The organism is Bacillus massiliigorillae (assembly GCF_000380245.2).
GTDB lineage: Bacteria > Bacillota > Bacilli > Bacillales > DSM-1321 > Bacillus_AD > Bacillus_AD massiliigorillae.
In genome coordinates, this window is the sequence record NZ_HG428741.1 from 1,421,029 (window position 1) to 1,433,492 (window position 12,464).

Here is a 12,464-nt window from a genome sequence, read left to right on the forward strand (position 1 = left end):
TGTAGCACCTGTAGCACCTGTAGCACCTGTTGCGCCTGTAGCACCCGTAGCGCCTGTGGCACCTGTAGCACCCGTAGCACCCGTAGCGCCTGTGGCACCCGTAGCACCTGTAGGTCCTGTCGCACCCGTAGCGCCTGTGGCACCTGTCGCACCCGTAGCACCCGTAGCGCCTGTGGCACCCGTAGCACCCGTGGCACCTGTCGCACCAGTAGGTCCAGTCGGTCCAGTCGGTCCAGTAGGCCCCGTAGCGCCAGTGCAGCAAGGCCCCGTAGGTCCAGTAGGCCCTGTAGGTCCAGTCGGTCCAGTAGGCCCTGTAGGTCCAGTCGGTCCAGTAGGCCCAGTAATTGCATTAACAGTACTAAGAATAATTCCTTTTAGAATGAGTCTGAATATTTCTTTTAATAGATGGTCTGGACAACAGCAAAATAGAAACGAAGCTAGATTCTGAAAAAAGGTTATTAAAAGAGATGATATTTGATTTAGAGTTAGTTTATCCAAACAATCAATTAGTTTTCTTAATATTTGAATAATAAATAATGATTGGGGAGATTGATGTTTCAATGATAAGAATAAACACTCTAAACAAAGTAATGCTTCTCTAAGTAACCGCTCTGTCATCTCATTAGGGTTACGAAAGAATACTAAAATAGCGGTATTTAATCGATTTAAGTCTTCAATTAGTTGTTTTTTCTCTTCAAATGTCAAACATAATGACATCTTAACCTTCCTTTCTTTTTTTAATTATGAAATCTGAAATTCAGAATTCGAAACCTATCTTCAGAAAATAAAAGAGGGTTTGTACACTTTACTATATGCAATCCGATTTAAAGGGTTACTTTGCAGAGTCAAAATATGTTGCTGCATATGAAAAACCCGTTTATTTTATGTAAGCAAAAATCTCCTATAGATTTATATAGGAGATTTTTGCTTGAAGGTTCTGCACTTTTTTATACGGAAATCACACTTTAGGCATTTTATTAGCGATTTTTATCGTACAAAACTACAGAAATCAGAAATACTTCTAATATGATAGTGTATGTTTTTTGAACACATTTTTTGTAAGAAGGTAGCCGAAATGCTACTAATCCCAACGGTAATTATCGAAAACAGTCCTATTGACTAAATTATCCATAAAGTTGATTTGTTTTAATATGAAGTAGGTAATGGAGTTCCTGGTGGTCTCCACCATGATTCAACAGTTTTCCAAGCAGTATGGTAATCATAGCCTCTACCCATCAAGTAACCTATAGCTACCGCTTCTGTTAAAGCGTGTTGGAAACCTAGATGTTGAGCTTCATTTAATCCATGCGTTATTGCAGGGTGTATGATATTTAGCGTTTGTTGTTCAAGACTTGAATGTGGCATAGGGTGTGCACTTGGTTGAGGGGATCGATAATATTCATATTGTTGGCCGTACATTGTACCACTCCTTCTTGTTAATATTCATTTTAATACGATCTACATTCATTGTTAACTTATGTGATTTAGGTATTTGTGGAATAGGCAAAGAACTTGTATCATTAAAAAGTTTTAGGAACATGGAGAAATGGATTCCGAATATCGGAGGTGAATAAGGATTTAAATAAGTTTTAAAAATAAATGGTTGAAATTCTTTATTGGAAAGAAGAGATCTATTAGTTTGCTAATTACACCACTAAGAAGTATTCTTGTTTATCTGTTTGGTTAGTTGATTGATAGAGTAAATAAAAGAAAGGAGTGTGGATTTTCACTTCTTTTAAGAGAAAATCCACACCACACTAAAGAGGAAGCTATTTATGATTGGCTATTTTGTCCATAGTTGCGACTTGAATTTTGTGGTTTCTTATTTGTAGATTGATGGTTTTGCTTTTTCATTTTCGCTATGTCTGTTTGGCTAGCAAATTCAGTTCCGTAAGCATTACTTGAGCTACCTGAAGCTCCTGAATTTGTAGATCCAGATGAGTTAGCAGTCACTGTATTTTGTTGTTGAACACTAGTACCTGCAGATGTTTGTTGATTGTTTGCCATTAGTAATCACCTCCACTCACATTAAGGTAACCATGAGCACAAGTGAATATACAAAATCAATTAGGTAATAATTCTTTTTTGTGAAACATCATCTATATCATGTTATTTGTTCTACTGTGGGTATTACTTTATTAGAATTAGCATTAAATATTTAAATAAATAAAAATTTGTAAAATTATAAAAAGTCTGGTATAAAGTACTATGTTACTAACATAAAAGTAGTGATAATTTCCATGAAGGCCTTTAGTCTTCCGAATATCAGTTACAGGTTATCCTAATAGTCTTGGGTATTTTAGAATAGTCCTATTTTTATAGAAACTAAAATTATCTGTAAAATCAACATACTTGATAGGGGTGTTAGTAAAAAAATACTTAAGGAGGTACCGTTTATTGAAGTTGTTTAACTTGTTGTCATCGACGATTAAAACAAAACTTATAGTCATTTCTTTATTATTACTATCTATTCCATTAATAATTACTGGTGTTTTTGCCTATCAGAAAAGTAAAAATAATTTAGATGCACTTGGTATAACAAATCTAAAAAATAGTGTGGAAATGACAATAATGTTGATTGATGCCGTAAATTTAGAAGTGAAGAAAGGCAATCTGCCTTTAGAAGAAGCACAGGAAATGGTCAAGGTTTCAATACTTGGTGAAATGAGAGCCGATGGAACAAGACCAAACAACAAGAATATTAATTTGGGTAAAAACGGATATATGTACATAGTAGGAAAAGACGGGTTAGATATAGCAAACGCTGAGACTGAGGGTCATAACTCTTGGAATGATGTAGATATAAATGGTAAGAAATATGTACAAGAATTGATTAAAGTAGGGAATAACGGTGGGGGACTAACTTATTATGAATTTCCGATGCCAAATAATAAAAATCAGATTGAACCAAAAGTAGCCTATTCAAAAACAGATCCAAATTGGAATTGGACAATCGTTGCAAGCACTTATTTGATGGATTTTAATAAACCAGCCAATAAAATAATGAACTTTGTTTTAATTTTGATAGGAATTACCTTATTAGTAGGTGCTTTTATTATTTGGATATTTGCGAGTAGTATGGCAAGACCTATCAATAAAGTTACGAATCATATGGATCAGCTTGCAAACGGAGATTTAACCGGTGAATCACTACAGATTAAATCTAAAGATGAGATTGGTCAATTAGCAAATTCTATGAATCAAATGCAAGCTGCATTAAAGGAAATGATTCAAAATGTCTCCAGCGCTTCTAAAACCATGAATAGCCAAAGTGAAGGATTCACTCAATCAGCAAATGAAGTTAAAGAAGGTGGAGTGCAAATAGCTTCAACAATGCAAGAATTAACTTCAGGCGCCGAATCTCAAGCAAATAGTGCTTCGGCTCTTTCTGAGATGATGGAACACTTTAATAACAGAATTATAGAAGCAAATAAAAATGGAGATGAAGTTGTAAGGACTTCAGACATGATTTTATTGATGGCCAAAGAGGGACGAATGCTAATGGAGCAATCCGTTAATCAAATGGAGAATATTCACCAAAAAGTAACTATGGCTGTTCAAAAGGTGGAAGGATTGAATGGTCAAACAACAGAAGTAGCCCATCTTGTTCAAGTAATTAGGGAAATTGCAGATCAGACAAATTTATTATCCTTAAATGCGGCTATTGAGGCAGCAAGAGCAGGTGATCACGGGAAAGGCTTTGCTGTTGTGGCAGAGGAAGTTCGAAAATTGGCAGAACAAGTTTCAAATTCAGTTGGAGAAATCACAAATATAGTTGAGCGAATAACCTATGGTTCTGATGAAGCTGTTAATTCATTGCAGTCTACGTTTGAAGTAGTGGAAAGTGGAACGAATCAAATTAAAGTAACAGGAAAAACGTTTGGAAATATTAATGAATCGGTTACAGATATGGTTAGCAAAGTGCAAAATATCTCTGCGCATCTTAACGAACTAGAAGAAAACAGTGGAGAAATGAACAGAGCAATTGAAGATGTAGCGGCCGTAGCAGAAGAAGCAGCTGCCGGAGTTCAACAAGCAGCCGCATCAGCTCAACAATCTAGCAGTTCAATGGAAGAAATTGCTGGTGGAGCGGCAGAGCTTGCAGTACTTGCAGAGCAATTAAATAGCCATGTAAATCAATTTAAACTATAAAAGAGTCAAGTCCTAGTTGAAATTATGTCTAATAACCGTGGTAGAAAGCTGTTTGAGCTACACCCTTAATTATTAACAAAAACGTTCTTTTTATAATACTAGAGAAGGCGATTCTTCCTTCTCTAGTATTAGAATAGTTATTTGTTTTTTATCATCAAACAATACTCATCTATCATTCCTTCAAGGTCATCTAATCGTTTATGCAATGACTTATGTGATTCTTCTAATCTAATTAAACGTTCTGATAATCCTAGTCTTTCTTTTTGTTCAACTTTTATATCAATTCTAATATTCTCTACTCCTTGGTTGATATTATCCAATTTTGTTCGTATTATGGCTAATTCGGATGCATCTGATTTAACATCTTTATCTCTATTTCGTGTAAATGTAAAAAAACCAATAACAACACCTAAAGTTGTACAAAAAAGTGCTATGATGGATATTATTATACTAATATTTACTTGCACTTCTCCACCTTCTTTCTAAATGAAAAACTTTAGAAAGTATGATACTTTGTCTCTCTATTTTGTCTACCATACATAAAATAGTTTATTGTAGAAAGATAGAATTTGATTGTGCTTTTTATATGTTTTACATATTATTCTAGATGCCATACGAAGTATCGCACAATAAAAAGTAGTACCGTTACATGAATAGTCATTCTTATAATCCAAAAAATAAAAATATGATCATTATAAAACTGTTTAAACTTATTCATCCCAATACCCCTTAGTTTAAAATAGTTTCAATATACAAGAAACATATCATAATATTGTGAATTAAATGTGCATAAATAATTAATAATTCAAACAAGTAAATTTGAAGTAGTGAATTTAATGAGTGGATAAGCTCAGATGATGAGGGATAAGTTGTTGAAATAGGTTTTGGTAAAGGAGTTCTAATCTTACTATGTTCAAAATTCACAATAGTAAATGAATGATAATAACATAATTAAATAAAGAAAGAGATGTTTCCTTTTCAGAAGCATCTCATGCATGGGAAATAACTTGGTACTTTTACCATCTTATAATGGGATGCCACCATGTAGTAGGGTACGATTGGCTTCCATAGTAATGCCAACTATAATCCCAACTACTTGCAGGAAGCCATCCTCCACCAGGTGACCAGCCTCCTGATGGAGAACCACCGCCACCAATATGTCCCACTGTAATGGAGCCCATTGGTGGATCTGGAGGAAAAGGTGGGAAAATATGGTGATTATTAATTAAATTATTTGGAGGAAAATTCACAACTGGATTAGATTGATTGTCTGTCATATACTCACAACCATTTAATTTAATACGTACAATAATAATCTATGTGTGTGATCCAGAATAGAAACTTGTTCATTTTTTATTGTTGCAATTTTAAATAAAAAATCTATTGGAGGTCAATTCAAGAAAGGTAAAATACAAGAGTGTAATAAGTTTTTTTACATATATTAAAAGTATATTCTTCAGTAAAGTTTGTTCTATTTCATCTTCTAAAGATATTTGTTTGGAAATGTATTAAACATATCATTGATTTTTTGAAAAATATAAATTATCATATACATTAAATATTTTAGAGGCTAACAAAACATATAGTTTTATTATAATACATAAACAATTACATAGTAATTCGATGAAGAAGAGAGTAGTTCATTAACGTCTGAAAAGCGAGTTAGGGTTGGTGTAAGCCTAATACAGAGGGAATGAATGAAGCGCACTTTGGAGAAATTTCTTGAATCAGAGTAGAGAACAATCGGGGAGTCACCTCGTTAACAATAGAAAGAGGTCACATATGTGGCAACTAGAGTGGTACCACGGGAAGCTTGCTCTCGTCTCTATTTAGAGGCGAGGGCTATTTCTATTATAAAAGAAAGGGAGATTAGTTAATATTAGTGAAATGAACAAAATAACATCAAGTAGAGAGAAGGCATAGTATGAAGAAATACTTAGGAGAGATTCTATTATTTATTACTGCGATTCTTTGGGGAAGCGGCTATATTGGGATGGAAAAAGGTTTAGAGCATTTTACTGTATTCCAAGTGATGGCAGGGCGCTTTATAATAGCTACCATTCTATTATTTATTATTTTTAATAAAAAAATTAAGCTAATTAATAAGTCAATTTTGTGGAAAGGGACAGTACTTGGCGGTTTTTTATTTATTGCATTTACCATTCAAACATTTGGACTAGTTTATACGACACCTTCGAAAAATGCTTTTTTAACTGCTTTAAATGTAATATTTGTGCCCCTTATTGCTTTTGTTATTTACAAAAGAAGATTTGATCGCTTTGAGATTATAGCTGCTTTATTAGCAGTGATTGGCATCGGTTTTTTATCTTTACAAGGTTCAATGAATATGAATATCGGAGATTTACTATCTCTTCTATGCGCGGTGGCATTCGCCTTTGATATTTTTTATACAAATATGTTTGTGAAAAAAGAAGATGCACTGGCATTGACCATAGTTCAATTTTTTACGGCATCTGTCTTCAGTACAATAGCAGTACTTCTTTTAGGAGAGATACCAACCATGGCATCTATACAGGAAGGTGCTTATTCAATACTATATTTAGGTATATTTTGTACAACTATTGCATATGTTTGTCAAAATATAGGGATGAAGTATACAAATTCAACAAAATCAGCTCTGATTTTATCAACTGAAGCACTTTTTGGAACAATCTTTTCTGTTATAATCCTTCATGAAATATTAACAGGTCGTATGGTTATTGGTATTGTTTTAATTTTACTAGCAATTATTTTTGCTGAAGTAAAGCCAACGCTTAGACGAAAAATGACAGAAAGTAAATTACACAGTTAGTTAATTTATATTGAATTTTATAGGATGAATCAATTGTTGCAAAAAAAATAATGAAATGATACTGCACCCCAATTGTTAGACACATTTAACAATTAGAGTGCAGTTTTTTGTAAGTGAACAGAGCTAATATAATTTGTAATGCCTATTAGTCTAAAGCAATATTATTAACTACATCAAAACTTTTTGTTTTTCTATAATCTATGTTGATAAAGTTTTAAATTATGTAAATTAGGTTATTGAATAAGTGGAATCAAATCGCAATGAAAAAACGAATCAAGATATTTAGATAAAATAAATTTTAATAATATAATACCGAATATTTATACCTATAACCAAAACAACAGGTGTTTTTTAGGTCTTAATATTTATTAACAACATTTGGAATTTTGTATATTATTATACGGAGTGTCGTTAGAAATAAAAAATAAAGGAGAGTAAAAATGAAAAAAGTAGCATTAGTAGTTTTAGCATCATTACTTGCAGTGATAGTAGCTGCTTGCGGTAGTGAAACAACAACATCATCTTCATCTACCTCAAAAGATGATAAGGTTTTGACAGAAGTTGTTAAGGCAAATAAGGATGTAAAGAGTCTTACACAAGACGCAAAAGTACATACAGAAATAACAGTATCTCAAGGAGAACAAAAGCAAGTTCAAAAAGTCGATATGTCAACAAAAATGGATGTTATTAATGAACCTTTCACTGCATATCAAGAGATAGAAATGACTGTTCCAAGCGAAGGAGAACAAATCATAAAGCAGTATATAACTCAAGAAGGTATCTACTCAAATGTTAATGGTGAGTGGGTTACAGTTCCTGAAGAAGTTAACGAGCAGTTAAAAGCAAGTTTAAAGGAATCGGCTAATTTAGAAAGTCAAATGAAGCAGTTTAATACTGTATCAAAATATTTAAAACTAAAAGAAGAAAAAGATCAATTTATACTAGCTGCAGACATTCCAGGAGATAAAGTTAAAGAATTAGCTCAATCGGTTTTAGAAAAGGCATCAAGTGGAAATTCTGAAACGTTAGCTGCTATGGAACAGCTTGATATTAAAAGTATGAATGTGGAATATCAAGTTGATAAAAAGACCTATTATCTAGAAGGAGCTGTAATAGCTATGGTAATGGGTGTGAAAGAAGAGGATCAGACTGTTGATATGAAGGTAAATATGGATAGTAAGTTCTCAAATATAAATGGTGTTAAAGAAATCGTTGTTCCTAAAGAAGCTTTAAATAGTGGAAAATAATATTGTGTGATGAAGCGAACGGAAAGAATGTGAAATTCTAATATCTGTTCGCTTCTTTTTTTGAGAACAAAATCGGAAGACTCTCCTGTATCTTCTGAATTTTAAAACATAAAACATATCAGTCAAGTTTGGTTAGTATGAAAGCAGTATATTAGATAATTTTTAGAATATTATGTAATATTAAAACATTAGCGGCATACCAATTTAGTAAGGCTATAATAGGAGGAATACATATGTCTAAACAGTTTCAAATAACTCGTCAAATGTTGTTAAATTTTGTACAAGATGTAAATGGAGAAGTAGCTCGAATTCAACCAGAAAGATTTAATAATAATATTCATTGGCATATCGGTCATTTACTTGTAACATCTGAGTATTTTATGTTTGGTTATCCAAAAAAATCATCAAATATTCCAGTGGAATACGCTTCTTTATTTAGCATGGGAACAAGTCCTGCTGCATGGGAAGGTGAAGTACCTTCTATTCAAGAGTTGTCTAAATGTTTAAAAGAACAGGCTGTGCGTATTAATGCCATTCATGAAGACTTTTTTGAGCAGAGGTTACCGTTTAAATTCCCTGTAGATGGTATTGAGACATATTCAGATCTATATGCCTTAATGCTACATCACGAAGCAGAACATTTAGGACAAATGAAGGCGATGAAAAAAGCAATACAGGCATAAAGTGAAGATTGAAAGTATAAAAGAAGCCTCAAATTTGAAAGGGGCTTCTTTATCTTTTTCTATTCTTAACTTATATCATGTTGATAATAATCTATAAGTATAAAAAAGAAGCCATAGTATGGACTTCTTTTTGCTTAGATTTATTATCTAATACTATAAACTTTCCAGTCTGATTTAGGCTCTTTCTTTAAATATAGGGTGTAAGTATAGTTACCTGTCATTTCATCAACCACAAACTGAGACACTTCTAGGTATTCAACACCATTTTTATGATAGAAGAAATATTTTGGCTTATGAATAGCATCATCCCAGAAGAACCCAACAATTCCATTTCCCCATATTTCGGTTTCAATAATACTATACAGAGGTACTCCTTTAGAATTTTTACCTGAAATATGGAAATGTTGTTTGAAATCTAAATCAATATAATCTTTCGAAAATGCAGGAGAAAGCATATTGTAAATTTGTTGCTTGGTTAAATCATATGTCCAAGTTGATCTTTGAATTTTTATTACTCTATCAGTAATTTTTTTTACACTTGCTGGAGAAGTTGTTTTATAGAATCGAACATAGTCAGATGATATATAGCCTTTTCCTTTACCGTATTGAATTTGAGTCCAGCCAGTTTTTAATTGGCTAAATACTGTAACTTTATCACTTCTTTTTAAAGATCCAATTACTTTAGCTTTTGAACTAGCTGAATTTCTAACATTTAATTTACCACTAGTAATATCAATTGTACCAATTTGTGTTGTTGCAGCTTTAGTTGAATCAGTGGTAAAGGGGATAAATACAGTAACCATTAATGCAATTGAAATGATGATTTGTAATAAAACTCTCTTTTTCATATGTGCCTCCCAATATGTAATATTTTAAAAATTCTTTCTAATTATAGCAGAAATCAGGAGCTTAAGATGCAACTATTGATAGGGATTGAAAATAAGTTTGAAAAAACAGCTAGGTTTAAAGAATTATCTTAGACAAATGGTGAAACATCAATCAAATGTGCAAGATAAGTTGGTGGCTATTAAGATAATTAAATCTTAGTGATGTTTTACTTTATAGGAAGGTGAAGTAACCGAAAAAACGATTAAATTATATTGATATATTTTAAAATGTTAAAAAAGAGTGAATAATTTGTGTGTTTTGTTGAAAAACTTCTTTTTATATATTATTCTGAAAATACCCCTTTAACCATGATTGAATAGCCATATTTCATTCATGTACATATACGAATCCCCAACTCAATATGAGAAGGGGATTTTTTTATTATTATAGATTGGAGAGATAGATTAGTTGTAGGGATATGATATTAACATCAAACTACGAAACTTAGCTAAATAGAAGATATCATTACATCATCTGAATACTATTTGATTCTGCAGATTGATTAGAAATCAATTTACAGTGGATCAACTATGGAGTAGTCTAAATAATTCAATTCCAATTATACTATGTTCCAAATTTGAAATAGTCAAAAAACACTTGGAGTGTTTTTCAAAATTTAAGAAAAAGCAGCGCATTAACTGTACTGTTGGTTACACTTTATAGTGGATATGTATTTTTTATTAAATAATCCAGTAATTTTATACACAACAAAACCAGCCTACTTATTAGGCTGGTTACTTAGGAGGAAATCTATATGAAAAGGTTTTACCTTGTTGATAATAATAAAACATAAATCGTAAGAAATTATTAACGAATTCTTAAAATAGTATTAATATTCTACACTATGATGTTGATAATGGATTATTGAAAGGAGGGTTTGAACAAATCGTAAATTAATTAGTAGTGTATGTTCTAGATTTTCCGTCTACAACTCCAGCTATTGTATTTGCTAATAAAAGGGATACTATTCCTAAAACTCCTGTAATAATAGTATTGTTCGATAGCTTATTCATATTACACTTCTCCATGTACGCTAATTGTTATACACATTATATTACAGGTGTGTGATGTTATCGTTTTATTTTCTTACATTTTAATTTGTATTATGTTTCCAAAAAAGAACAAGCTCTTTAAAGAAGAGCCTAATAATTATGCACCACCAATACCGATAGCAACAAGAAGCAAAAATGTGACAACTATTACGGTTAAAAAATTAATCTACTCGAATTCTCCAAATATTAATTGGTGCTCAAAAAAGAGGATTAAAACTAAAATGTGATTAGTAACGCAATTGTTTGAAGTTATTGGTAAAATGATTGAAGGATGATATAACTAGGTAGATATGTACACAGTAAAGGGAGGAATGGGTAGTATTAATTTTCGAAAAGTAGAATTAAAGAAAAAAGGACATGCAATTAATCTTACAAAAGGAAGTCAAAAAGGGTTAGGAGAAATCCTAGTTAGTTTGAATTGGAATCAAAACGGGGCTATTGTCAGGTCTTTTTAGTAAATCTAATACCATAGATTTATATTTGGGGTGCCTATATGACTAACAAATGGTGAAAAAGGATATGTTCTAGGTGAGGGGCATTTGCCGTGATTTGCAACAAGTCTTATATTAAGTTAGATAAAGATGATCGAACAGGTGCAGTACCGGGCGGTGAAAATCTTCGGATTAATGGTAATAAAATATTTGAGATTAAGAGAACCCTTGTTTATGCATTTATTTATGAAGGAGTTGCGAATTTGTCCCAAGCGGATGGAATTGTAACTTTAAAATACGCTAATGGTTCAGATATTGAAATTAAACTTGATAACCATATAAACGGGCAAATAATGTGCGCAATTGCTATTATTAAAAATCAGAATAATGAAATATTTAAAATTGCATTTCTTGTGGAATATTTTAAGTGACATAAGGAAATGGATAGAGCTTATAACTGGGGAATGAAATGGAAAGCAGGAAAGAAATAATAGGTTAAAAGGGTTATTTTAAGAGGTGGGTACAAAAAAATGAAGGTATTTATAATTGAGTCAGCTAGTCCGTTGGAGATTATAAAAGGAAGAACGGAAGGAGGAGCATTAAAAGAAATATGTGAAATGATGGATTATGATGTTTTGTCGTTTTTCGTCAAATCAAAAGATGAATTTATTGAAATTTGTAATTATTTATCATCTATTGAATGTGTGGTTAGAGAAAAATCAGAAGATGAACCTATATGCATACATTTAAGCTTTCATGGTGATGAAGGAGGTATACAAATAGGAAGAGATAAAGTAGATTGGAAAGATATCGCTGATTGCCTCTATCCAATGTTTAATATGGATTATTCAGAAGATATATTACTATCGATATCTGCATGTGGGGCAGATAACTGTGATATTCATTATTGTATAGAAAACCTTATCGCTAAAAATGGTATGAAACCACCGAGATATATTTTTATTATTGATGAAGAAGAGGTTCTCTGGAGAGATGCAATTTTAAACTGGACAATTCTATATCATCAGATTGTACATATTTCCACTAGCGTAGTTTTAATGAAGGATTTACTCAATAGAATATCTGTATCAGGTTTTGGTAATTTAAAGTATTTCCGTTGGAGTAAAACAAGAAAGAAATTTGTTCAATACAGTAAGGGAATTAGGGAACAAAGTACAATTCTACAATGAAAGAGTGTT

At 32.1% G+C, this 12,464-nt stretch carries 12 protein-coding genes, 1 pseudogene and 1 other annotated feature; of the genes and pseudogenes, 7 read left to right on the forward strand and 6 right to left on the reverse strand.

The genetic code is table 11. The features are described from left to right. From TX86_RS26970 to TX86_RS06610, 3 genes and pseudogenes are all read right to left on the reverse strand, one after another. A pseudogene (locus TX86_RS26970) lies at positions 1 to 717 on the reverse strand (YVTN family beta-propeller repeat-containing protein); the annotation flags it as partial. A 429-nt stretch (positions 718 to 1,146) separates the two neighbouring features. Beyond that, complete coding sequence (locus TX86_RS06605; RefSeq protein ID WP_042347400.1) at positions 1,147 to 1,419, reverse strand: hypothetical protein; 273 nt, start codon at positions 1,417 to 1,419, stop codon at positions 1,147 to 1,149. A gap of 354 nt (positions 1,420 to 1,773) precedes the next feature. Continuing rightward, entirely contained in the window at positions 1,774 to 2,007 is a 234-nt protein-coding gene (locus tag TX86_RS06610; RefSeq protein WP_042347402.1) for a gamma-type small acid-soluble spore protein, read from the reverse strand. A 390-nt stretch (positions 2,008 to 2,397) separates the two neighbouring features. Between TX86_RS06610 and TX86_RS06615 the strand changes: the two genes are divergently transcribed. Beyond that, positions 2,398 to 4,152: a methyl-accepting chemotaxis protein gene (locus tag TX86_RS06615; protein ID WP_042347404.1), complete on the forward strand. Its 1,755-nt coding sequence runs from the start codon at positions 2,398 to 2,400 to the stop codon at positions 4,150 to 4,152. Positions 4,153 to 4,289: 137 nt separating this feature from the next. Here TX86_RS06615 and TX86_RS06620 read toward each other — a convergent pair whose 3' ends face one another. Together TX86_RS06620 and TX86_RS06625 are read right to left on the reverse strand one after the other, a co-directional pair. Continuing rightward, positions 4,290 to 4,619, reverse strand: coding sequence for a hypothetical protein (locus TX86_RS06620; protein ID WP_230203580.1), 330 nt, complete (start codon positions 4,617 to 4,619; stop codon positions 4,290 to 4,292). Positions 4,620 to 5,168: 549 nt separating this feature from the next. After that, entirely contained in the window at positions 5,169 to 5,429 is a 261-nt protein-coding gene (locus TX86_RS06625; protein ID WP_042347406.1) for a hypothetical protein, read from the reverse strand. Positions 5,430 to 5,766: 337 nt separating this feature from the next. Further along, positions 5,767 to 5,982 (forward strand) — a binding site (T-box leader). A gap of 94 nt (positions 5,983 to 6,076) precedes the next feature. Between TX86_RS06625 and TX86_RS06630 the strand changes: the two genes are divergently transcribed. The 3 genes from TX86_RS06630 to TX86_RS06640 all read left to right on the forward strand — a co-directional run bounded on the left by TX86_RS06630 (position 6,077) and on the right by TX86_RS06640 (position 8,894). After that, positions 6,077 to 6,964, forward strand: a complete 888-nt coding sequence (locus tag TX86_RS06630) for a DMT family transporter (protein WP_042347407.1) — start codon at positions 6,077 to 6,079, stop codon at positions 6,962 to 6,964. Positions 6,965 to 7,404: 440 nt separating this feature from the next. Further along, positions 7,405 to 8,211: a DUF6612 family protein gene (locus TX86_RS06635; RefSeq protein ID WP_042347408.1), complete on the forward strand. Its 807-nt coding sequence runs from the start codon at positions 7,405 to 7,407 to the stop codon at positions 8,209 to 8,211. A gap of 233 nt (positions 8,212 to 8,444) precedes the next feature. Then, complete coding sequence (locus TX86_RS06640) at positions 8,445 to 8,894, forward strand: DinB family protein (protein WP_042347410.1); 450 nt, start codon at positions 8,445 to 8,447, stop codon at positions 8,892 to 8,894. 143 nt (positions 8,895 to 9,037) lie between these two features. Here the strand turns inward: TX86_RS06640 and TX86_RS25645 are convergent, their stop codons facing one another. Next, positions 9,038 to 9,742 (reverse strand): SH3 domain-containing protein, encoded by a 705-nt coding sequence (locus TX86_RS25645; RefSeq protein WP_052343563.1) that lies wholly within the window; start codon positions 9,740 to 9,742, stop codon positions 9,038 to 9,040. A 1,403-nt stretch (positions 9,743 to 11,145) separates the two neighbouring features. Between TX86_RS25645 and TX86_RS27170 the strand changes: the two genes are divergently transcribed. The 3 genes from TX86_RS27170 to TX86_RS06655 all read left to right on the forward strand — a co-directional run bounded on the left by TX86_RS27170 (position 11,146) and on the right by TX86_RS06655 (position 12,455). Further along, the gene (locus TX86_RS27170) at positions 11,146 to 11,289 is read left to right on the forward strand and encodes a hypothetical protein (RefSeq protein WP_230203581.1); all 144 of its coding nucleotides are present in this window, start codon (positions 11,146 to 11,148) and stop codon (positions 11,287 to 11,289) included. 89 nt (positions 11,290 to 11,378) lie between these two features. Continuing rightward, entirely contained in the window at positions 11,379 to 11,696 is a 318-nt protein-coding gene (locus TX86_RS27175) for a hypothetical protein (protein ID WP_230203582.1), read from the forward strand. 99 nt (positions 11,697 to 11,795) lie between these two features. After that, complete coding sequence (locus tag TX86_RS06655; RefSeq protein WP_042347412.1) at positions 11,796 to 12,455, forward strand: hypothetical protein; 660 nt, start codon at positions 11,796 to 11,798, stop codon at positions 12,453 to 12,455. Positions 12,456 to 12,464: the final 9 nt, after the last annotated feature.

Excerpts from the sequence above, each read along its gene's own strand:
- TX86_RS06605 (WP_042347400.1), bottom strand. The coding sequence starts at position 1,419 with ATGTACGGCCAACAATATGAATATTATCGATCCCCTCAACCAAGTGCA.
- TX86_RS06610 (WP_042347402.1), bottom strand. The coding sequence starts at position 2,007 with ATGGCAAACAATCAACAAACATCTGCAGGTACTAGTGTTCAACAACAA.
- TX86_RS06625 (WP_042347406.1), bottom strand. The coding sequence starts at position 5,429 with ATGACAGACAATCAATCTAATCCAGTTGTGAATTTTCCTCCAAATAAT.
- TX86_RS06630 (WP_042347407.1), top strand. The coding sequence starts at position 6,077 with ATGAAGAAATACTTAGGAGAGATTCTATTATTTATTACTGCGATTCTT.
- TX86_RS06635 (WP_042347408.1), top strand. The coding sequence starts at position 7,405 with ATGAAAAAAGTAGCATTAGTAGTTTTAGCATCATTACTTGCAGTGATA.
- TX86_RS06640 (WP_042347410.1), top strand. The coding sequence starts at position 8,445 with ATGTCTAAACAGTTTCAAATAACTCGTCAAATGTTGTTAAATTTTGTA.
- TX86_RS25645 (WP_052343563.1), bottom strand. The coding sequence starts at position 9,742 with ATGAAAAAGAGAGTTTTATTACAAATCATCATTTCAATTGCATTAATG.
- TX86_RS27170 (WP_230203581.1), top strand. The coding sequence starts at position 11,146 with ATGGGTAGTATTAATTTTCGAAAAGTAGAATTAAAGAAAAAAGGACAT.
- TX86_RS06655 (WP_042347412.1), top strand. The coding sequence starts at position 11,796 with ATGAAGGTATTTATAATTGAGTCAGCTAGTCCGTTGGAGATTATAAAA.